Below are 19,951 nucleotides of genomic sequence, written 5' to 3'. Positions count from 1 at the left end.
CGCGCCTAATCCTTTTCCGCCGGCTTGGTCGCGAACTGCGGAAACATCGCCGCGACGACGGGGCCGTCGGTGCGCCAGGAATGGCAGCCGCCGATGAAGAACGGACGCTGGCCGGAGCTCTGCTGGTTCTCCAGCGTATCGCGGCCTTCCGGATTTCTGCCATAGGACATGGTCTGGTACAGCGTGGTCACAGCGGGGCCGAGCAATTCGGCGAGATGCGTGCAGGTCTCGATCCGGCCGATCTTGCGTCGCACCGTCTCGCGCCAGCCCGGGCCGATCCGCTCGCCGACCAGGCGCTGCAAGATCGGCTCGACCTCGATGCAGGTCGGGTAGGGCGTGGCGCGCATCATCGCCTCCGCCTCGCGGATGGTCATGCCGTCGTCGATCGCCAGCCGCAGGCCGATATCGTGAACGGGATCGCCCGGCTTCAGTTCGCTGCGGAAACGATCGGCACGCTGGGTGAAAGGTTTGGTGTCCCGCAGCCACGCCTCGACTTCCCAGAGCCCGTCGTCCCGCAGAAAGCCTTCGCATTGGACCGATCGCGTATGCATCAGGCGACGCGCTGGCTTGCTGTTCTCCAGAGACATTAGTCCGTATCCTGCTTCGATGCGTCGCTTCAGCCGAATTTCACGATCATCTTGCCGAGCGCCGACCGCGACTGCATGGTCTTGAACGCCTCGCGGAAATTCTCGAACGGCACGATCCTGCCGACCACGGGCTGCAATTTTCCCGATGCCAGCCAGTCGAATAATTGCGCCATCAGGCGGGCGTGAGTTTCCGGCTCGCGCTTCTGGATCTGGGCGAGGTCGACGCCGAGCAGTGCGCCGCCCTTGAGCAGCGGCAGGTTGAACGCCAGCGCTGGAATGGTGCCGGAGGCGAATCCGACGACGAGGTGGCGTCCGCGCCAGGCGATCGAGCGAAACGCCTGCAGCGAGACTTCACCGCCGACGGGATCGAAAATGACATCCGGCCCATGCCCGCCGGTCAATTCCTTCAGCGCCTCCCGCCAATCCGCCTGGGTGTAGTCGATGGTGTGATCGGCGCCGTGACGAACCGCGAAGTCGCGCTTTTCCGCCGTCGAGACCGCGGCGATCACCCGCGCGCCCATCAGTCTGCCGATCTGGACGGCTGCGATGCCGACGCCGCCGGCCGCGCCCAGCACCAGCAATATCTCGCCTTCCCGCAGCGCCGCGCGGGCATCCAGCGCGTAGAGCCCGGTCAGATAGTTGGCTTGAAACGACGCGCCAGCCTCGAGCGGAACTTGCGGCGGCAGGTGCTTGAGAGCCGCAGACGGCACCGAGATATATTCGGCCAGCGCGCCGGAACGGGCCATGCCGATCACCGGCATGCCCGGCTTGAACGCGTCGATATTGCCAGCGACGGCATCGACCGTTCCGGCAAACTCTGTTCCCGGCACGAACGGCAGCGGGTCCTTGGTCTGATAGAGACCCTGCACCTTCAAGCCATCGACGAAGCCGACGGCCGCCGCGCCGACCCTGACGCGGACTTCGCCCGCGGCGAGGCCGGGCGTATCGATCTCCTTGATCGAGATACCGTCATTAGAATTGTAGTTCTCGACAACGACCGCCTTCATGCAAATTCTTTCATGGGTTTTCTCTTCATGTCCCAAGACCTTGCGCCGGTGTCTTGAGGTACCTGCGGATACTTGAGGTGAGCTCTATTCGGCTGCTTCGGCCTGCCGGTCGATCGCCAGCGCCCCTTGCTTGATGAGTGGAATCAAGTCACGCCCGATCGCCATCGTGTCGTGCGGATTCTCGAAACCGCGCAGCAAGAAGGAATGAATGCCGAGCCGGTAATATTCCAGCACTGCTGCCGCGATCTGCTCGGGCGTTCCGACCAGGCATGACGTATTGCCGGGAGCACCGGTGGCACGCGCAATCCCCATCCATAGGCGCTCGTCATGGACGTCGCCGCGCGCGGCGTAGCCGAGCAGGCGTTCGGCGGAATGGTTGGTCGGCTGGGGCGCGGCACCGATCTTGCGCTCGACATCCGCCAGCAGCGCGTTCGCCTTGTCCCACGCCGCGCCTTCGCTGTCTGCCATGATCGGCCGCAGCGACATGTTGAAGCCGACCTGGCGCCCGAAGGCGGCTGCGCGCCGCCGGAAATCCTGCACCCGTTCCCGCGTTTCCTTCAGCGGCTCGCCGAAGATCGCAAACACGTCGCAATGCTTCGCGCCCATCTCCAGCGCACCCTCGGATGAGCCGCCGAAGAAGAGGGAAGGGTAAGGCTGCTGATACGGCTTGATGTCGGAGAAACCACCCTCAACCCGGTAGAACTCGCCGTTGTGATCGATCGGGCTGTCGCTGGTCCAGAGCTTCCGCATTACGTCAAGATATTCGCCGGCGCGGCGATAGCGGTCGTTCTTGGGCAGGAAATCGCCTTCGCTGGCCTGATCCTGGTCGCTGGTACCGGCGATGATGTGCAGCGACATCCGCCCCTGCGTGAGCTGGTCGAAGGTCGCGACCTGCCGCGCCGCCAGCGCCGGGGCCACCGAACCCGGCCGGTGCGCGATCAGGAACTTGATCCGCTCGGTGTGATCGGCGGCATAGAGTGCAATCGCAAAACCTTCGGCGGCGGAGGCGTAATAGCCGACAAGGACGGAATCATAATTCCACTGCTCATGCAGCCGGGTGAAATCGACCACCCATTGCCGCGATATCTGTCCCTTGATCAGGTGAACCGCGACGCCCTCCTGCTGGGTGCCGATCATTCCGATGATTCTTGCGGGCATGGACGTTTCCCCGGTCGCTGATGTTTGACCGGAATGAAACGCGCAAGGCCAAGGGAAAGCAAGCGTTCCGCAGCGTTTTCGAGCGAAGTGGATACCGGTTCGCGTGAAGAAAACGCATCAAAAAAGACCCCAGGACCGTTCCGTCACGCGTCGTGTTCACGGCTGGCATCCGCTGTCGCCAGCGCTTCGCCGTGCCGGCGTGACAGCGCCGAGGTAATGTTGCGCTCGGTCAGGTCCATCAGGCGATGCATCGCGCGCCGCGCGCCGTCGGGATTGCGCGCCCAGATCTCGTCGAGGATGGCGCGGTGATAAGGCAGGCTCTTGCGCGGCGCGCCCGGGTTCAGCGTCGAGAGATCGAACGACATCCGCAGCGCCGCCTCGACGGTGGCGCCGAATGCGACCAGAAAGTCGTTGCCGGTCGCCGTCAGGATGCCGCGATGGAAGCGAAGGTCGGGCTCGGAATAGGCGCGGCTGTCCATTCCGGCGGCGTCCATCTCCCGGTAAGCCCGTTCGATCCGGGCGAGGTCGGCGTCCGAGCCGCGCTCGGCACAGATTGCGCAAGCCTCCGGTTCGACGATCCGGCGCACCTGTGTGAGCTGGCGGGCGAACTCTTCCGTCGGACGCAGCGCCCATGTCCATTCCAGAAGCTCTGCATCCAACATGTTCCAGTTCATCCGCTCGCGGACATGAGTGCCGGCCTTCTGCCGCGCCGCAATCAAGCCCTTTGCCTTGAGGATGGACAGCGATTCCCGGATCGAGGTGCGGCTGACGCAGAATTGCGACGCGAGCTCGATCTCGCGCGGCAGCGTGCTTCCCTCCTGCCACGTGCCGGAGACGATGAGCTTGGCGATTTCCCGCGCGACGTGGGTGTTGGACTGACGGAATTCGACGTCCCTGGGCAATCGTGGACCCTCAAGCCTTGAAATAATATTGTCTGCTTTATTGCGATGCGATGTCAATTCATACCTTAAAAATAGTGTACGCGAGAGAAGCCTCCTTTTGACAGCACATTTTATGTCGGTCATATTATCCAAAAGACCGTCGGGAGGTACCATGACCAAGAAGAATTCGAGCCATAAATCCGCGGGCTTCAGCCGCCGAGCGCTGCTTCAGGCCGGCGCCGCCACCCTCGGCGCGGCCGGATTTCCGCTGCCGGCCATTGCACAAACAAAACCGTTTGCCGGCGTCACGCTGCGGGGTGCGTCCTTTCAGCACCGCTTTTTCACGCTGCTGCAGAACTACATCCCGGAGTTCGAGGCGCAGACCGGCATGAAGGTTGATCTGCAACTCTCGGCGTTTCCGGTCTACAACCAGCAGGCCAATCTCGAATTGTCCTCGGGCGGCTCGGCGTTCGATTTCGTCAACGTCACCTTCATCCTTGCCGCGCGCTGGGTGGCGGCCGGCTTGCTGGCCAATCTCGACGAGTTCACCGGCGATCCCAACCTGACGCCGGCGGAATGGAGTCCGAAGGATTTCGTCGAGGGCGCGCAGGTGCCTTACCGCGACGCCAAGGGCGCCACCTACGGTTATTCCTGGGAAGGCGGGGCCATGGTGATGGGCCTGTCGCGCATGGATCTGATGGAGAAAAAGGGCCTCAAAATTCCCAGGACCTTTGCCGAATTGCAGCAGGTCTGCACCGAGATCAACGGCACCGACAACGTCAACGGCATCGTCAGCTTCCAGCTCCACCACTGGTGCCTGCCGCCTTACATCCAGGGTTTTGGCGGCAACATCTTCCGCAAGCCGCCTGCCGACATCATGCCGACGCTGAACTCGCCGGAAGCGGTTCAGGCCGTTGATTATTACGCGAACCTTCTGAAGAACTACGCGCCGAAGGGCGTGCTGACCTACACCGAGGATCAGGCGCGGCAATCCCACATGACCGGCCGCTCCAACATCTTCATTCATTCCAGCGCCTGGATTACGCCGATCCTGCTCTCGAACGACAGCAAGGTGAAAGATACCTCCCGCGTCGTCAGGATGCCCGCCGGGCCTGTGCACGACTACCCGGCCGCCAACAGCCAGGGTCTCGGCATTCCCAAGCACGCCAAGAACAAGAAAGCGGCGTGGGAATTCATCAAATGGGCGCTCAGCCCCGAAATCTCGATGCGGCTCGTCAAGGAGCACGGCCATTCCTCGGTCTGCCGCAGATCCGTGATCGAGAGTGAGGAATACCGCAAGCTGAACACGGTCAACGGCCAGGACCTTGGCGCGCTCTATCTCGAAGTTCTGGGGCTGCCGGCCAAGGGCGATAACTACATGGCCTATCGCACGGTGAAGGAGTTCCCGATCGTTGGCGATGTCCTCAACAAGGCGTTCGAGCAGGTGGCTACAGGACAGCTTGCAGCCCAAGCTGCGATGAACGCAGCGCAGGAGCAGGCGGTCGCCAATCTCCGCCGCGCCGGGACCACGCTTTGAGCGGAGAAGGACTGGTCGACGCCGAGCGCCGCCGCTTCAATCGCCTGGCCCTGGCGCCGAGCCTGATCGTGTTGTTCGTGATCGCAGGTTTGCCTGCGATCTATCTTGTCGTGATCAGCCTGACGCCATTCCAACTGGTCAATCCGGGATCGTCGACCGATTTCAGCTCGCCCTTGCGGAACTATCTCCTGCTCCCCGGCGATCCGCGCTTCGTCAATTCGCTATGGGTGCAGGCCAAGCTGTCGTTCTGGGGCGTGCTGTTGCAGGTCCTGTTCGGCATGCTGTTGGCGCTATTGCTGCACACGCAGTCGCGCGTCGTGGAATTCGCCCGCACCCTGTTTCTGATTCCGATGGTGCTGCCGCCGATCGTCGTGGCGATCATCTGGAAGCTGATCTACACGCCCGACATCAGCCCGCTCTATTACGCGGCAAGCCTGCTCAACGTGACCATGCCGTCGCTTACTTCGAGCGTCGATTTCGCGCTGAGCGCTATCATCATCGCCGACACCTGGGAATGGATGCCCTTCACCTTCCTGATGGTATTGGCCGCGCTGCAGACCATTCCGGAGGAGTTTTCCGAAGCCGCCCTGGTCGACGGCGCCAACCGGCTACAGATCTTCTTCTACATCACGCTGCCCTTCATCACGCCGATCCTGGTCATATCGGGCATGTTTCGCCTGATCGACAGCGTCAAGGCATTTCCGCTGGTGTTCCTCTTGACCGGCGGCGGGCCGGGCAGCGTCACCGAGGTGACCAACTATTATGCCTATCTGCTCGCATTCGATTTCAACGAAATCGGCTATTCCAGTTCGGTCACGATCGTGATGCTGCTGCTCGTCGTCGCGGTCAGCCTCGGTGTGGTGTGGATGGGCCGCCGCCGCGAGGCCATGGCATGAGTGGGGGCATGAGTGGCCCGGTCCGCCGTTCGGCCAGCCCACGCCGGCTCGTTGCGATCGGCGTGACGCTCATCGTGCTGCTGTCGCCGTTCCTCTGGCTCTTGCAGATGAGCTTCAAGTCCAACGACCTGATCCTGCAGTTTCCGCCGCCCTTGATCTTCACGCCGACGCTGCAAAATTATGCGTCGCTCTGGCAAGGCGCGTTCGCGGCCTCCTTTGTCAACAGCCTGATGAGTGCGTCATTCTCCACGGCGCTGGCCCTCGTTCTCGGGGTGCCCGCGGCCTACGCGTTGTCGCGATGGGCGGGGCGGGGAAAGCACGCGCTCAGCTTCGCCATCCTGGTGACGCGAATGGCGCCACCGATCGCGTTCACGATTCCGTTCTTTCTGTTCTATCGCTGGATCGGGCTGCTCGACACCGTCACCGGGCTGGTGCTGGTCTACACCAGCTTCAACCTGCCGCTGGTGATCTGGATGATGCAGCCGTTTTTTGAAACCGTGCCGTCGTCGCTGGAAGAGGCCGCGCTGGTCGACGGTGCGTCGACACGGGTCGTCTTCCTCCAGATCGTGTTGCCGATGGTCGCGCCCGGCATCGCCGCCACCGCGATCCTGTGCTTCCTCTACGCCTGGAACGACTTCTTCTTTGCGCTGATCCTGACGCGGACCAATGCGCGCACGGCGCCGGTCGCCGTGGTCAACTTCATGAACTACGAGGGATGGGAGTGGGGCAAGATCGCCGCGGGCGGCTCGCTGGTGATGGCGCCGGTCCTGATTTTTTCGCTTGCCGTGCGCCGCTATCTGGTAAGCGGGCTGACGGCGGGCGCCGTGAAAGGGTGAGAGCGATGCGGCTTCCGACCGGTGCTTCACGATTTGTATTCATCTTTGCCCATCCGGCCGGCCATGTCGGCGCGCCCCGTCACTACACGCCTTACTTTCAAGGCGCAGGGCTGGACTGGCACATGGTGCCGCTCGATATCGCGCCGGAACATCTTTCCGAAACGATCCGCACGCTCGCGAAATCGCCGAGCGTCGCCGGCTTCAATCTCACGATGCCGCACAAGCCGGCGGCGTTCGAGCTGTGCGATGCGGTCGGGCAGGCCGCAGAGTTCGAAGGCGTCGTCAACACGATCCGGATCGAGCCCGGTGGACGGCTGGTCGGCGAATCCTTCGATGGCGGCGGTTTCCTGAATGCGGCGCGCGAGGAGGGGATATTCGATCCCGACCGCCGCTGCGTCGTGATCGGGGCGGGGGGAGCCGGCCGCGCGATCTGTCACGCGCTGGTTGCCGCAGGCGTGAGGCGGCTGCGAATCCTGAACGAAACGCCAGGGCCGGTCGAAATCCTCGCCCGAAAGCTTCGCAGCCGCTTCGCCGATCTCGAGATCTGCCTCGACGAAAGATTCGATGACGCTGGCCTGCTCGTCAACGCCACCTCGCTTGGGCTTCGCAAGACGGACGCCCTGCCGATGAATCCCGCGAGGCTGCCGGATGATTGCGCCGTATTCGATATCATTGCCGCCCGCCGGACCGAGTTCATGCAAGCTTGCGCCGCGCGCTGCCTGAAGGTGGTCGATGGCGTCGCGATGATCAAACACCAGTTGCCCCTGCAGACCGCATTCTGGCGCGGCGGATCCTGAGCCATCGCGCATCGCAACCGCGTGCCATCACGCCAAAGTTCCCCGATCGATCTCCGCGCTGCGCTAGATGAATTGCTGCGCTGCGCCAGATGCGGGACCAATGCACGGATCCGTGCGTTAGCGGCCGAACGACGCTGCGCAGTGGGAATCCGGCATGGAAGATCTTCTGTCAAAGACCGAACAGGCGTTTGCTTGGGTGCCACAATGGCTGGTCGGGCTTGGCCTCGTCGCCGGCGCCATTGCTGTGGCACTGTTCGTGTATGGTATTGCCGCAAAAATCATCAAGCGCGCGCTGCGGATGCGGTGGCCGGCCGTGACGCTGTTTCTGCAAAGGGTCTCCGGCCCGGCGCGGCTGGCAATTTGTCTCGTCGCCGTGGCGCTGGTGCTGCCGCTGGCGCCCTTGAACGACGTGCTGCGTGAACAGCTCAGGCACTTCTTCGTCGTTGCCGTGATCGCGTTGATCGGATGGATCACGGTTCGCGCCGTGGACATGGGAGCCGCGCGCTATCTTCAGCGCTTCCGCCTCGATACCGACGAGAATTTTCTCGCCCGCAAGCACGTCACCCAGGTGCGTGTCTTCAAGCGCGTGATCGATACCTTGATCGTCATCATTGCCGTTTCCACGGCTCTGATGACCTTCGAATCCTTCAAGCAGTACGGCGTCAGCCTGTTCGCCTCCGCCGGCGCGGCCGGCCTGATCGTCGGCCTTGCCGCAAGGCCTTTGCTCAGCAACCTCATCGCCGGCGTTCAGATCGCGATCACGCAACCGATCCGGATCGAGGACGCCGTCATCATCGAGAATGAATGGGGGTGGATCGAGGACATCGCCTCGACCTATGTCGTGGTCCGGTTGTGGGACTGGCGCAGGATGGTCGTGCCGCTGTCCTACTTCATTGAGCGCCCCTTCCAGAACTGGACCCGCGACAGCCAGTCGCTGATCGGGGCCATCACGCTTCATGTTGATTATTGCACCGATGTCTCGCGGATCAGGCAGCGGCTCGAACAGGCCGTGCGCGAGTCCAAATTGTGGGATGGCGCCGTGGTCAATCTCCAGGTGATCGAGGCCAGCCCGCGGTCGATCGAGCTTCGGGCGCTGGTCAGCGCCAGATCCGCGCCGCAAGCCTGGGATCTACGCTGCGAGATCAGGGAAAAGCTGCTCACCTCCATTCGCGAGGAGATGCCGGAAGCCTTCCCGCGCGAACGTGCCATGATATCGCCCCGGCTCGCCGACTTCGGCGACACTTTCGAGCACGGCGATAAGCGGTCCAGTCCGGTGGCGGCAAGGGCCCACAGCTAGCGCCTGCACAGGGACGAATTCCCGGGCCCGATGTCCTCGCCGAAACTGCCGAATGGGGCCTTGCGTCCGCTTGTTCGGGCTGTAATGGATACGGCTGAACCACGTCCTCACCTATATCCAGAAGAAGAGATCGATGAGCCAACTGATTGTCCGTGCCGGTGAATTTACTTTCCAGGCCCGTTTCGAGGAGCAACTGGCGCCGAAGACGGTCGCTGCCTTTCGCAAGGCGATGCCGTTCGAGAGCCAGGCGATCCATGTCCGCTGGAGCGGCGAGGGTGTCTGGATGCCGCTCGGCGATCTCGATTTCGGCGTCTCCTACGAGAACCACACCAGCTATCCCGCGCCCGGCCAGATCATTCTTTATCCCGGCGGCATCAGCGAGACCGAAATCCTGCTGGCCTATGGCGGCGTGCACTTTGCGAGCAAGATGGGCCAGCTCGCCGGCAACCACTTCATCACCCTGACTTCGGGGCTGGAGAACCTGACCGCGTTCGGCAAGACCGTGCTGTGGAAGGGCGCGCAGAAGATCCGCTTCGAGGAAGTCTGATCATGGCGGCGCCGGCTTATCCGCGCGACTTCCGCGGCTACGGGCGCAACCCGCCCGACCCGAAGTGGCCCGGCAACGCGCGGGTTGCGGTGCAGTTCGTGGTCAATTTCGAGGAAGGCGGCGAGAACAATGTTCTCGACGGCGATCGCGCCTCGGAGGCTTTTTTGTCCGACGTGCTGGGTGCGCAGCCCTGGCCCGGACAGCGCCATGCCAATATCGAGTCGATGTTCGAGTATGGCTCGCGCGCCGGCTTCTGGCGGCTGTGGCGGATCTTCGCCGAGCGCAATTTGCCGGCCACCGTGTTCGGCGTCGCGAAGGCGTTGCAGCGAAATCCCGACGTGGTTGCTGCCATGAAGGAGGCCGGCTGGGACATCGCCAGCCACAGCCTGAGATGGATCGAGCACAAGGACATGTCGGAGAACGAGGAGCGCACCGAGATCGCGGCGGCGATCCGCGTCCACACCGAGGCGACGGGGCAGCGCCCACTCGGCTGGTATACCGGGCGCTCCTCGATCAACACCTTAAGGCTTCTGATGGAAGCCGGCGGGCTGCTTTATCTCAGCGACTCCTATGCCGACGACCTGCCGTACTGGATCAAGTCGCGGGGCTCAAAGCCGCATCTGGTCATCCCCTATACGCTCGACGCCAACGACATGCGCTTTGTCAACGCGCAGGGCTTTGGCGGCGGCGATGAATTCTTCACCTACCTCAAGGACAGTTTTGACGTTCTTTATGCAGAAGGTGAGAGCGCGCCGAAGATGATGTCGGTCGGCCTGCATTGCCGGGTCGTCGGCCGCCCCGGCCGCGCGGCGGCACTGATGCGGTTTCTCGACTACATCGGAAACCACGAGCGCGTCTGGATGCCGACGCGGCTGCAGATCGCGCAGCACTGGCACGCCAACCTGTCGCATCTTGCCGATAGCGCTTTCGATGTCGGATGAAGCAATGCTCGGCGATGAAATCGTAAGCCGTATCAATCAGCTCGGAATGATTTCCGAGACGCCGCAGCATCTGGCGCGGATATTCCTCTCGCCTGAGCATCGCACGGCAGCCGATCTCATTCTGTCCTGGATGCGGGATGCCGGCATGGAAGCGCATCTCGACGCCATCGGCAATGTCTGCGGCCGTTACGAAGGCGACCGTCCGGGATTACCCTGCCTGATGCTGGGCTCGCACTACGACACCGTGCGCGATGCCGGCAAATGGGACGGACCGCTCGGGGTCATCACCGCGATCGCCTGCGTCGCCGATCTGAACCGGCGCGGCGTGCGGCTGCCGTTCGCGATCGAGATCGTCGGGTTCGCCGACGAGGAGGGCGTGCGGTTTGCCTCTACGCTGCTTGGCAGCCGGGCAGTCGCGGGAACCTTCGACGCAAGCGTGCTCGACGCGCGCGACCGTGACGGCCTCACCATGCGCGAGGCCATGCTGCAATTCGGCCTCGACCCTGGCCGGATCGGTGCGGCGGCGCGCACCCGCCGCGAGCTGCATGCCTATGTCGAACTGCATATCGAGCAGGGGCCGGTGCTGGAACAACAAAAAATTCCTATCGGCGTGGTGACGGCCATCGCGGGCGCCACGCGGCTCGCCGCAAATCTCTCCGGCATGGCCGGCCATGCCGGGACGGTGCCGATGCCGCTGCGGCGCGACGCGCTGGCCGGCGCTGCCGAATGCATCGTCGCGGTCGAGCAATTCTGCAAGGCCGGTGGCGCCGGCCTGGTCGGCACCGTCGGCGTGATCAACGCGTCGCCGGGCGCGACCAACGTGATCCCGGGACGGGTGTCGTTCACGCTCGACATCCGCGCGCCGACCGATCCGCACCGTAAGCGGGCCATCGCCGAGATCGTGCAGCAGATCGAGGCAATCGCAAAGCGCCGTGAGCTGTCGCTGCAGATCGACGTCACCCATGAGAACCGCACCGTGCCCTGTGCGCCCTGGCTGAAAGCGCAGGTCGCGGAAGCGGTTGCTGCCGAAGGCTATGGCGTGTTCGAACTGCCGAGCGGGGCAGGGCATGACGGCATGGCAATGATCGATATCGCCGATGTAGCCATGCTGTTCGTGCGCTGCCGCGGCGGCATCAGCCATAACCCGGCCGAGCATGTCGAGACCGCCGATGCCGATGCCAGCGCGCGCGTGCTGCTGCGGCTGATCGAGAATTTCCGGCCGGAGTAAAGGCGGCAGGCCCAAGTTCAGCGTTCGTCCGGATTAGATTTGCTCACCTGCAAGAGCTGACCTGAGCGCTGCTGCCATGCCGCTTTATGACAATGCGGTGACATCATGATTCATCTGACAGAAAGACGAATCGACGATGTCTGAAGTACCAAGGCGTGGGCAAATCGAAACCACGGAACTCTGTTTCTCATATGCATCGCCACATTCCATTTTCATCACATCGCCAATACCGATTCTACCGGGGGCCGCTCGCCACCTGCGTTGCCAACGGGATTCAGGCTGTCAACTTTCTCGGCGATCGGTTCCTGAGAAAATATCGCTCATCGGCCGGCATCGATGAACTGTACAGGCACGCGATCGACAGCGCCTTTTCTCCGGAGGAATCCTTTCTGGTCACAGGAGCGCCGCACGCATCGGCCTATTATCCCCGGGACTTTGCTTGGTTCTATCCCGATGTTCTCGATCCCGAGACCATCATGGATTCCGAGGATGCCGTCCGCAGGGTTCGTTTGCTCGAGAAGAGCGTCCGGCTGATGTTGGAGGCCGTCCGCGCCAACGTCGTTACAACGACCATTGTTCCCGCAGGCAGCGATCGTTACATCGGCGTCAATTACTTCTCGCTGCCGTCGGATACGCTGCTGGGCATTCTCGCGGGTCTGGAGCAGATTATGCGCGCGGACCAAAGGCCGTCTTCGTTTTTGGCGGTGGCGCAAGGCGCCTATGCCGGCCGCTTGTTGCTTGCCGAATATCGGAAGGACCTGGAGAAAGCGATATTTCAACTCGCCGGCTCGTTGCAGCCGTTCGACGACAACGGCCTCACGGCTTTGCTGTGCGACGTAACGGCACCCCGTTCCGCGGCGACAGATACCCGCGCCGAGCGCAGGCGGTTCGTCACCAATGCATGCGTCTACGCGACCTTTGTGCGCGGAATACGCTTGGGGGTGATCGACCAGATCGAGCTGGAAGGGCTGCTCGGACGCACGCTTTCACAATATAAAAAGCAATTGCTCGGGCTGTTCGGCAAGCATGGCTATATCCGGCATTCCCTGGATTCCAGCAGCGAACCGGGGGCGTCTTCCGTTGCCCTGGACTTCGTCAATGTGCACCAGGGATTTTGGGATCTGATCGAGGTGAGCGAACGCGCGCTATTCGCAGCCACGACGGATCTGATCCTTGGCGAACCGCGCTTTCGAATCCCGGATACATCACACTTCCTGGTGTCCACGGATAACCCGCAGAACAAGATGATCCACAAGATTGCGGCTCCGGCCTACCAGGGGCGTTCCTGCTGGCCGACGTTTAACGTCGAGTTCGCCGATCGCATGCTGGAGTACGATGAATTTTCCGGCACTGACAAGTACCGGTCCTGCGCCCGCGATATACTGCGGGACATCCGTCGAGCGACCGAAACGCACGGCGGATATCAAGAGCTCCTGTCGGAAAGGGGTCTCAAGTACCGCACATGGGCCTATCAGGGCGCCGTCGCGCACTCCTGGTTTCCTCGTTTCCTGACGGTCTGGAGCAGAGCATTCGGGACGCCGCTGCTTACCGGAAACTAGACCATCTCATTTTTATAGCGCGATGGCTGATGGTGAATTTCCGGCCGCCGGAGGCGACGACGGCCTGATCGTCACCGTCCCCTGAGATTCGCGCCGCGGGCCAAAGCGGCCGCAGTGTCAAGCCCGACGTCGCGCACCAGCGGGTCGGCATGGCGGTGAACCAGCCACCATTGCCCGGCTTGCCTGCGATAGACCTGCGTCACACGAAGTGACCAATCCTGGTTCGGCAAACCGCCGACTTCGCCGTGTTGACGCTCGATCATCGCAAGAACGACCAGATCGTCCGAGGCGTAGGTTTGGACGAGTTCGAGCTTCGCGTCGCCGTTCCTAAAATAGCTGGCGAGCCGCGCCAGCCGTTCGGGACTTCCATCGAAGCCGCGGCTGGCTTCACCGCCGAACGGTTGCATCAGCGTAAAGTCGTCTGCGATGCGCGCCAGACCGAACCATTTGTCCATGTCGCCACGCATGAAAGTCGAAGCCTGGGTCTCGGTCTTCCTGACGAGATCGGCAAGTTCATCCGAACGTGCCGTCGTTGGCTCCTGTGCCGCACTGGCCGACAGCGGCATCGCGAGTGCGGCGTTCAGTGCCAAACGTCTCCAGCCATCCGATTTGAACATATTGGTGTCTTTCCATTCAGTGAGCCGGTGACTGACCGGCGGGTGGCGCCCAAAATCTCATTTCAGTCGTACTGAATCCAGTGATATGATTTCAGCATTATGCTGAACCAGATTGATCTCGCCCGCATCGATCTCAACCTGCTCGTGCTGTTCGAGATCGTCTTTGAGGAGCGGCATGTCGGCCGGGCGGCGGAGCGGCTGCACCTTTCGCCGTCCGCCATCAGCCATGGCCTTGGCCGGTTGCGAGCTCTGCTTGGCGATCCCTTGTTCCTCAGGACCCCGAAGGGCGTTGTTCCGACGGAGCGCGCCTCGCAGCTCGCGCCATCGGTGGCTGAAATTCTCGCGCGTATCCGCGGCGTCGTTTCGTCGGCTACGCCGTTTGATCCGCGGCATTCGAAGCGCCGCTTCGTCATTGGCGCGCCCGATGGGATTTCATCGGTAATCCTGCATCGGTTGCTGGGGACGTTGCGTGAGGTGGCGCCGGGCATCGATGTGGGCATCCGGCAGCTACTGCCGGCACGAGGCTTCACCGCGCTTCATCTTGCATGGAAGGATGCACTGAACGAACTTGAAGACCGGACAATGGATATCGCGATCATACCTCTCGACGATGTTCCGACCCGTTTCCATCGGCAGATGCTGTACGAGGAAGAGTTTGTTATCGCCGTACGCAAGGGCCATTCGTTCCAACGCAGCCCGACTCTCAAGCGTTACTGCGAGCTGGAACATCTCGTCGTTTCGCACACTGCTGATGTCTCCGGATTCGTGGATGCTGAGCTCGCGAAGAAAGGCCTGACGCGGCGCGTGGCTTTGACCGTGCCCAATTTCATTTTCGCGCTTTCGGTGCTGGCCGAAACCGAGATGGTCTCCGCGCTGCCGAGACGATTTCTGGAGATCTACGGCGCCCGCTTCGACGTCGTGGCCGTCAAGGCCCCGCTGCCGCTGCCGCGCTTTTCGATCAATATCGTCCTGCCGAAAGTGGCGATGATGGATGCCGGCCTCGCCTGGCTGGTCCAGTTGGTTGGACAGGTGCGAACAGAACAGAGCGGATCATCAGGTCTTCGACCGGGCAACCGTAATCGCAGCTTGCACAGCGAATGAGCAACTGCCCGCCTGCGATGCGCTCGATGAACGCGAGCCGAGATCAGTATCGACGAACAACGGACTGACACTACAGCCGATTTTTTCCAAACGCATCGCCGGCCGCCATTGTACACAATGGCACGCGCCTTGCTTGATCTCTCCCGAGGTGTTCTCTCGTTCGGGGCGCGTACGTCATGGCGAACTCAAGAAAGCTCGCAGCGGAGCCGTACCCGATCGAGCTCGACTGGGCGGCGGCCGCGCTCCTCATCATCGACATGCAGCGCGATTTCATGGAGCCCGGCGGCTTCGGCGAAACGCTGGGCAACGACGTCAGCCAGCTCGCGCGCGCGGTGAAGCCGATCGCCGCCGTGCTGGAAGCGGCGCGCGCGGCCGGCATGCTGGTCATTCACACCCGCGAGGGCCATCTGCCCGACCTTTCCGACGCGCCGCCGGCCAAGGTCGAGCGCGGCGCGCCGTCCTTGCGCATCGGCGATCCTGGCCCGATGGGCCGCATTCTCGTTCGCGGCGAACCCGGCCACGACATCATTCCTGAGCTCTATCCGCTCGACAGCGAGATCGTGATCGACAAGCCGGGCAAGGGCGCCTTCTACGCCACCGAGCTCGGTGACGTCTTGCAGCGCTACGGCATCGAGAACCTCTTGGTATGCGGCGTCACCACTGAGGTCTGCGTCAACACCACGGTGCGCGAAGCCAACGACCGCGGCTATCGCTGCGTGGTGCTGGCAGATGGTTGCGCCTCCTATTTTCCCGAATTCCACGAGATGGGCCTGAAGATGATCAAGGCGCAGGGCGGCATCTTCGGCTGGGTCTCGGATTCAGCCGCGGTGCTGGACGCACTTTCACCGGAGATTCCAACAACGGCAGTAGCGGGGGCATCACGATGAGCGCAACGGGGACATCAGGCACATCCACTTTCAAGCCGGCACTGTGGACGCCGGGCGACTGGAACGCGCTGTTCGGCTTCGGCACCAACATCCTCGTCAACATGCTGGTGCTGACCGGCTTGCTGCGCTTTGTGCTGAAGATGCCTGATAGCATCGTTTTTGGCCGTATCCTGCCGGCGCTCGGCCTGATGATGTGCCTCTCGACGTTCTATTACGCGTATCTCGCCTACAAACTGGCGCAGAAGACCGGCCGCAACGACGTCTGCGCGTTGCCGTCCGGCGTCAGCGTGCCGCACATGTTCATCGTCACCTTCGTGATCATGCTGCCGATCACGCTCAAGACCGGCGATCCCGTGAAGGGCTGGTCGGCCGGACTGGTCTGGGTGTTCTTCCAGAGTTTTATTCTGATGATCGGCGGTTTCATCGCGCCCTACATCCGGAGAATCACCCCGCGCGCGGCGTTGCTCGGTACGCTAGCCGGCGTCTCCGTCACCTTCATCTCGATGCGCCCGGCGCTGGAAATGTACATGACCCCGCAGATCGGCCTGATCTGCTTCGCCATCATCCTGGTGAGCTGGTTCGGTGGCGTGAAATATCCGAAGGGGATTCCGGCGGGCCTTGTCGCCATTGCCGCCGGCATGCTGATCGCGTGGGGCTCGAACCTGTTCGGCCTCGGGCTCGGCGGGCTGAGCCTGAAGGGCCTCAGTGATGCCTTTGCCGATTTCGGCTTTTCGGTGCCGCTGCCGGCCTTCGGCCACGTCTTCTCCGGCTTCGAATTCCTCGGCATCATCCTGGTGACCGCAATCCCGTTCGGCATCTACGACCTCGTCGAAGCCATGGACAATGTCGAAAGCGCGGAAGCCGCCGGCGACGAATATCCGACCACGCGCGTGCTGACCGCCGACGGCGTCGTCAGCCTGATCGGCTGCCTGATGGGTAATCCCTTCATCAACGCTGTCTATATCGGCCATCCCGGCTGGAAAGCGATGGGCGGGCGGATCGGTTATTCGGCAGCGACTGGCATCATGGTGGTGCTGCTGTCGTGGTTCGGCATCATCTCGGTGCTGCTGGCGCTGGTGCCTGTGGTCGCGATCTCGCCGATCCTGCTCTATATCGGCATGCTGATCGGCGCGCAGGCGTTCCAGACCACGCCGCTCAAGCACGCGCCAGCGATCGTGCTGGCGCTGACACCGCATCTGGCGGCATGGGCGAAGCTGCAGATCGACACCATGCTCGGTGCGAGCATGGCTGCGGCGCAAACCGTCGGCGGTCTCGCCGCCGACAAGGTCGATGCGGTCAAGGCGGCCGCCATCGCCGCGCTGCCCCAACAGGGTGTGCTCTATCACGGGCTGGAAGTGATGGGCGGCGGCTCGATCCTCGCCGGCCTCGTGCTGGGCGCAATTGGCGTGTTCGTGATCGAGAGGGACTTCATGAAGGCGTCAGCCTTTGCGCTCGCCGGCGCGGCCATGACGTATTTCGGTTTCATGCACGGCGAAGCCGTCGGCATCGGCGGCGGTCTCGGTGTCACGCCGGGCGTGGCGCTGGCCTATGCCGTGATGGCGGCGGGGCTGTTTGCGCTGGCGAAGACGAGTCCGAGCGTGGATTACAGCGCGCATCCGGAGCTACCTGCAGCAGCGCCCGCGGAGTAACCGGCCGTCGCGTTCCCCGGACGCAGCGCGTTCGGGATCGCGCTTCGCGTGATTCCGGCGGTGCGCTGCAGAGCCGGGGTCCATGGCGCGGCTGGGGTCGGCTCTGCGAAGCAGCGTACCGGACGATGCGTCGCATTGCCGGGAGAACGCTGCATCGCGTCCGGGACACGAGCACTCCGACTTACCCCTTCTCGAACACCAGTATCGTGCCGTTGCCCTCGGCCGGTGGCACTACGACGTGGCCGGCGCTCTTCACGCCGACAGCGCCGAGCGCCTTTTCCGCCGCCGCGAGATCGGCCGCGATCACCAGCCCGGCGCCGCCGCGCTCGGGCAGCCCCGCCAGCGGAACGTCAGGGTAGCGCGTGCCGAGCTGGGTCTTTGTCAGGAATATGAAGTCGGCGCGGTCGCCGCCTGAGGGGACCGCAATGACGCCGTCCGGTTCGACCATTGCCTCACGATCGATCATGCTCGCGAGTTGCGCGGCGTCATCCGCCGGCTCCGGGGTGATGATCAGCACCTGCTTCAGGCGCTTTGCGCCATTGGCGTGCTTCATCAACTCGGGAATCCAAACCGTCTCGCGCGTCTTGTGTTGGCAGGCAAACATGCGCACGCCGCCCGGCGCTTCCGCCGTCGGCCATTGGAACGTGCGAAACTTGGCCGCCGATATCGTGCCATCCGGCATCGTCACCGGACGTTCGAAATCGGTCGGTCCAATCGGCGGATAGCCGCGCGCGCGAATTTCTTCCGCGCCTTCGGCGGAATCCACCGCCGTGAACGCGATGCGCTCGATGCCTTCGCCATTCTCTTCCAGATATGTCCGCGCCGGAGCATTATGTTCCGTCGGCGTCAGCACGCCGAGCAATTCCATATAGTCGGGGTCGAACATGATGGTGTAGTTGCCCGATCCCATATGTGCGCTGTGGGTGCCGCGCGGCGACACGGTGAAGCCGAGCCGCTTGTAGTTTTCGGCGGCCTTGTCGAGATCTTTCACCATGACCACGGCGTGATCGATTCCGATGATGTTTTTGAGTGCCACTCTTTTGTTCCCTGAGGCTCGTTAGCGGTCTAAGCTAATCAGAACGATCAGTTGCCTGCAAGAAAGGATCATGATGAACACGAGCAACGTCCGCTGGCCCGATTCACTGTGGGCGGCCGTGACGCCATCGGGGCCTGATTTACCGGAACTGATCGGCTCGCAGCAGGCCGATGTGATCGTGATCGGCGGAGGCTTCACCGGACTTTCCACCGCGCTGCATCTGCGCGAAGCGGGCGTCGATGTCGCGATTGTCGAAGCCGCGGAGCCGGGCTGGGGTGCATCGGGCCGCAACAATGGCCAGGTGATCCCGACGCTGTCGCGGCCCGATCCCGAAGATATCATCGCCAGGCACGGCGCGGCCGGCGAACGTTTCGTCGGCGTGTTGCGCGACAGCGCTTCTTATCTCTTCGACGTGACGCGGCGCTACAAGATCGACGCCGAGGGGGAACAGGCCGGCTGGGTTCAGCCCGTGCATTCGCCCGGCCGCATCAAGATCGCGGAACGGCGGGTGCGGCAGTGGTCGAAGTTCGGCGCGCCGGTTGAGTTGCTGTCGCGCGAGCAGACGCGCGAAATGCTCGGCTCCGATGCATGGTTCGGCGGCTTCTGGAACAAAACCGGCGGCCACATCAATCCGCTGGCGCTGGCCCGTGGCCTCGCGCGCACCGTGCTCGGCCTCGGCGCGCGCATTTACGCGCGCTCGCCGGCGGAAAGTTTTGAACGCCGGGGCGACCGCTGGGTGGTCAAGACGGCGAAGGGCGAAATCTTCGGCCGCGCGCTAGTCGTGGCGAGCAATGCCTATAGCGGCGAGTTCTCCAAATCACTGGTGCCTGAGATTGCGCGCGAGGTGATGCCGGTGCTGTCGTGGCAAATGGCGACGCAGCCGTTGTCGGACAACGTCCGAAAGACGATCATTCCCGGCCGGCAGGCGATGTCGGATACCCATGGCGAACTCTATTTCGCGCGCTACGACGCGCGAAACCGCCTGGTCACCGGCGGCGCGGTGATCGGCCCCGGCAACAAGGTGGAGCGGATCAAGGCGCGCGTCACCGAACGCCTGCAGCGGCTGTGGCCGCAGATCGGCGAGGTCTCGTTCGATTATGTCTGGAACGGTTATGTCGGCATGACCACGGATTTCCTGCCGCGCGTTCACAAGCTCGGGCCCAATGCGTTCGGCTGGACCGGTTGCAACGGCCGCGCCGTGGCGCTGACGATGCCTCTCGGCAACGAGCTGGCAAAGGCCGTCCGCGGCGTGCCGGAGAACGAACTGGCGCTGCCGTTCACCGAGCCAGTGCCGATCGTCGCCCACGGCATTCTGCGCAAGCTCGCGCCGCTGATGCTGCTGGTCTACCGCCGGCGAGATGCCAGGGAGATGGCGTGATCTTCTCCCTCT

20 protein-coding genes are annotated in these 19,951 nt (G+C 62.9%); 13 read left to right on the top strand and 7 right to left on the bottom strand.

From position 1 onward, the window contains the following. Window positions 1–5: 5 nt before the first annotated feature. The 4 genes from CQ13_RS13000 to CQ13_RS12985 all read right to left on the bottom strand — a co-directional run bounded on the left by CQ13_RS13000 (window position 6) and on the right by CQ13_RS12985 (window position 3,654). Window positions 6–587 carry a DUF2889 domain-containing protein gene (locus CQ13_RS13000; protein ID WP_057843266.1) on the bottom strand — a complete coding sequence of 194 codons (582 nt, stop codon included), beginning with the start codon at window positions 585–587 and terminating at the stop codon, window positions 6–8. Window positions 588–616: 29 nt separating this feature from the next. Then, window positions 617–1,594, bottom strand: a complete 978-nt coding sequence (locus CQ13_RS12995; protein ID WP_057843265.1) for an NADPH:quinone oxidoreductase family protein — start codon at window positions 1,592–1,594, stop codon at window positions 617–619. Window positions 1,595–1,678: 84 nt separating this feature from the next. Further along, window positions 1,679–2,752: an LLM class flavin-dependent oxidoreductase gene (locus tag CQ13_RS12990; RefSeq protein WP_057843264.1), complete on the bottom strand. Its 1,074-nt coding sequence runs from the start codon at window positions 2,750–2,752 to the stop codon at window positions 1,679–1,681. Between the two features lie 143 nt (window positions 2,753–2,895). After that, entirely contained in the window at window positions 2,896–3,654 is a 759-nt protein-coding gene (locus tag CQ13_RS12985; protein WP_057843263.1) for a FadR/GntR family transcriptional regulator, read from the bottom strand. A 151-nt stretch (window positions 3,655–3,805) separates the two neighbouring features. Between CQ13_RS12985 and CQ13_RS12980 the strand changes: the two genes are divergently transcribed. From CQ13_RS12980 to CQ13_RS12940, 9 genes are all read left to right on the top strand, one after another. Further along, entirely contained in the window at window positions 3,806–5,170 is a 1,365-nt protein-coding gene (locus tag CQ13_RS12980; protein WP_057843262.1) for an ABC transporter substrate-binding protein, read from the top strand. After that, the gene (locus tag CQ13_RS12975) at window positions 5,167–6,066 is read left to right on the top strand and encodes a carbohydrate ABC transporter permease (RefSeq protein ID WP_057843261.1); all 900 of its coding nucleotides are present in this window, start codon (window positions 5,167–5,169) and stop codon (window positions 6,064–6,066) included. The genes CQ13_RS12980 and CQ13_RS12975 overlap by 4 nt, the downstream gene beginning before the upstream one ends. 8 nt (window positions 6,067–6,074) lie before the next feature. Next, window positions 6,075–6,902 (top strand): carbohydrate ABC transporter permease, encoded by an 828-nt coding sequence (locus CQ13_RS12970; RefSeq protein WP_156433648.1) that lies wholly within the window; start codon window positions 6,075–6,077, stop codon window positions 6,900–6,902. Window positions 6,903–6,907: 5 nt separating this feature from the next. Then, on the top strand, window positions 6,908–7,699 hold the full coding sequence (locus CQ13_RS12965; protein ID WP_057843529.1) for a shikimate dehydrogenase family protein: 792 nt from the start codon (window positions 6,908–6,910) through the stop codon (window positions 7,697–7,699). Window positions 7,700–7,853: 154 nt separating this feature from the next. Beyond that, the gene (locus CQ13_RS12960) at window positions 7,854–8,996 is read left to right on the top strand and encodes a mechanosensitive ion channel family protein (RefSeq protein WP_057843259.1); all 1,143 of its coding nucleotides are present in this window, start codon (window positions 7,854–7,856) and stop codon (window positions 8,994–8,996) included. A gap of 133 nt (window positions 8,997–9,129) precedes the next feature. Further along, the gene (locus CQ13_RS12955) at window positions 9,130–9,543 is read left to right on the top strand and encodes a DUF3830 family protein (protein WP_027536371.1); all 414 of its coding nucleotides are present in this window, start codon (window positions 9,130–9,132) and stop codon (window positions 9,541–9,543) included. A 2-nt stretch (window positions 9,544–9,545) separates the two neighbouring features. Next, entirely contained in the window at window positions 9,546–10,484 is a 939-nt protein-coding gene (gene puuE / locus CQ13_RS12950; protein WP_057843258.1) for an allantoinase PuuE, read from the top strand. A 4-nt stretch (window positions 10,485–10,488) separates the two neighbouring features. Beyond that, window positions 10,489–11,712, top strand: a complete 1,224-nt coding sequence (locus CQ13_RS12945) for an allantoate amidohydrolase (protein WP_347337035.1) — start codon at window positions 10,489–10,491, stop codon at window positions 11,710–11,712. Between the two features lie 191 nt (window positions 11,713–11,903). Further along, window positions 11,904–13,271, top strand: a complete 1,368-nt coding sequence (locus CQ13_RS12940) for a hypothetical protein (RefSeq protein WP_057843256.1) — start codon at window positions 11,904–11,906, stop codon at window positions 13,269–13,271. A gap of 71 nt (window positions 13,272–13,342) precedes the next feature. Here CQ13_RS12940 and CQ13_RS12935 read toward each other — a convergent pair whose 3' ends face one another. Continuing rightward, complete coding sequence (locus CQ13_RS12935; protein ID WP_245309156.1) at window positions 13,343–13,861, bottom strand: YybH family protein; 519 nt, start codon at window positions 13,859–13,861, stop codon at window positions 13,343–13,345. 84 nt (window positions 13,862–13,945) lie between these two features. Continuing rightward, the gene (locus CQ13_RS45585; protein WP_245309181.1) at window positions 13,946–14,116 is read right to left on the bottom strand and encodes a hypothetical protein; all 171 of its coding nucleotides are present in this window, start codon (window positions 14,114–14,116) and stop codon (window positions 13,946–13,948) included. Between CQ13_RS45585 and CQ13_RS12930 the strand changes: the two genes are divergently transcribed. From CQ13_RS12930 to CQ13_RS12920, 3 genes are all read left to right on the top strand, one after another. Further along, complete coding sequence (locus CQ13_RS12930; protein ID WP_245309180.1) at window positions 14,036–14,989, top strand: LysR family transcriptional regulator; 954 nt, start codon at window positions 14,036–14,038, stop codon at window positions 14,987–14,989. The two genes, CQ13_RS45585 and CQ13_RS12930, sit on opposite strands and share 81 nt — an antisense overlap. A gap of 176 nt (window positions 14,990–15,165) precedes the next feature. After that, on the top strand, window positions 15,166–15,876 hold the full coding sequence (locus CQ13_RS12925; RefSeq protein WP_057843254.1) for a cysteine hydrolase family protein: 711 nt from the start codon (window positions 15,166–15,168) through the stop codon (window positions 15,874–15,876). Beyond that, window positions 15,873–17,525, top strand: coding sequence for a hypothetical protein (locus tag CQ13_RS12920; protein WP_057843253.1), 1,653 nt, complete (start codon window positions 15,873–15,875; stop codon window positions 17,523–17,525). Before CQ13_RS12925 ends, CQ13_RS12920 begins: the two co-directional genes overlap by 4 nt. A 181-nt stretch (window positions 17,526–17,706) precedes the next feature. Here CQ13_RS12920 and CQ13_RS12915 read toward each other — a convergent pair whose 3' ends face one another. After that, entirely contained in the window at window positions 17,707–18,561 is an 855-nt protein-coding gene (locus tag CQ13_RS12915; RefSeq protein ID WP_057843252.1) for a VOC family protein, read from the bottom strand. 73 nt (window positions 18,562–18,634) lie between these two features. Between CQ13_RS12915 and CQ13_RS12910 the strand changes: the two genes are divergently transcribed. Beyond that, window positions 18,635–19,939 (top strand): NAD(P)/FAD-dependent oxidoreductase, encoded by a 1,305-nt coding sequence (locus CQ13_RS12910; RefSeq protein ID WP_057843528.1) that lies wholly within the window; start codon window positions 18,635–18,637, stop codon window positions 19,937–19,939. Window positions 19,940–19,951: the final 12 nt, after the last annotated feature.

Source organism: Bradyrhizobium retamae (assembly GCF_001440415.1).
Lineage (GTDB): Bacteria > Pseudomonadota > Alphaproteobacteria > Rhizobiales > Xanthobacteraceae > Bradyrhizobium > Bradyrhizobium retamae.
Note: the sequence above shows the minus strand (reverse complement) of the source record. Positions and strands in the feature narration are given on the sequence as shown.

Bases quoted from the DNA above. Each gene is read 5' to 3' on its own strand.
- CQ13_RS45585 (WP_245309181.1), bottom strand. From the start codon at position 14,116: ATGGCTGATGGCGGACGGCGAAAGGTGCAGCCGCTCCGCCGCCCGGCC.
- CQ13_RS12955 (WP_027536371.1), top strand. From the start codon at position 9,130: ATGAGCCAACTGATTGTCCGTGCCGGTGAATTTACTTTCCAGGCCCGT.
- CQ13_RS12910 (WP_057843528.1), top strand. From the start codon at position 18,635: ATGAACACGAGCAACGTCCGCTGGCCCGATTCACTGTGGGCGGCCGTG.
- CQ13_RS12995 (WP_057843265.1), bottom strand. From the start codon at position 1,594: ATGAAGGCGGTCGTTGTCGAGAACTACAATTCTAATGACGGTATCTCG.
- CQ13_RS12970 (WP_156433648.1), top strand. From the start codon at position 6,075: ATGAGTGGCCCGGTCCGCCGTTCGGCCAGCCCACGCCGGCTCGTTGCG.
- CQ13_RS12990 (WP_057843264.1), bottom strand. From the start codon at position 2,752: ATGCCCGCAAGAATCATCGGAATGATCGGCACCCAGCAGGAGGGCGTC.
- CQ13_RS12960 (WP_057843259.1), top strand. From the start codon at position 7,854: ATGGAAGATCTTCTGTCAAAGACCGAACAGGCGTTTGCTTGGGTGCCA.
- puuE (WP_057843258.1), top strand. From the start codon at position 9,546: ATGGCGGCGCCGGCTTATCCGCGCGACTTCCGCGGCTACGGGCGCAAC.
- CQ13_RS12920 (WP_057843253.1), top strand. From the start codon at position 15,873: ATGAGCGCAACGGGGACATCAGGCACATCCACTTTCAAGCCGGCACTG.
- CQ13_RS12940 (WP_057843256.1), top strand. From the start codon at position 11,904: ATGCATCGCCACATTCCATTTTCATCACATCGCCAATACCGATTCTAC.
- CQ13_RS12965 (WP_057843529.1), top strand. From the start codon at position 6,908: ATGCGGCTTCCGACCGGTGCTTCACGATTTGTATTCATCTTTGCCCAT.
- CQ13_RS12925 (WP_057843254.1), top strand. From the start codon at position 15,166: ATGGCGAACTCAAGAAAGCTCGCAGCGGAGCCGTACCCGATCGAGCTC.
- CQ13_RS12980 (WP_057843262.1), top strand. From the start codon at position 3,806: ATGACCAAGAAGAATTCGAGCCATAAATCCGCGGGCTTCAGCCGCCGA.
- CQ13_RS12945 (WP_347337035.1), top strand. From the start codon at position 10,489: ATGCTCGGCGATGAAATCGTAAGCCGTATCAATCAGCTCGGAATGATT.
- CQ13_RS13000 (WP_057843266.1), bottom strand. From the start codon at position 587: ATGTCTCTGGAGAACAGCAAGCCAGCGCGTCGCCTGATGCATACGCGA.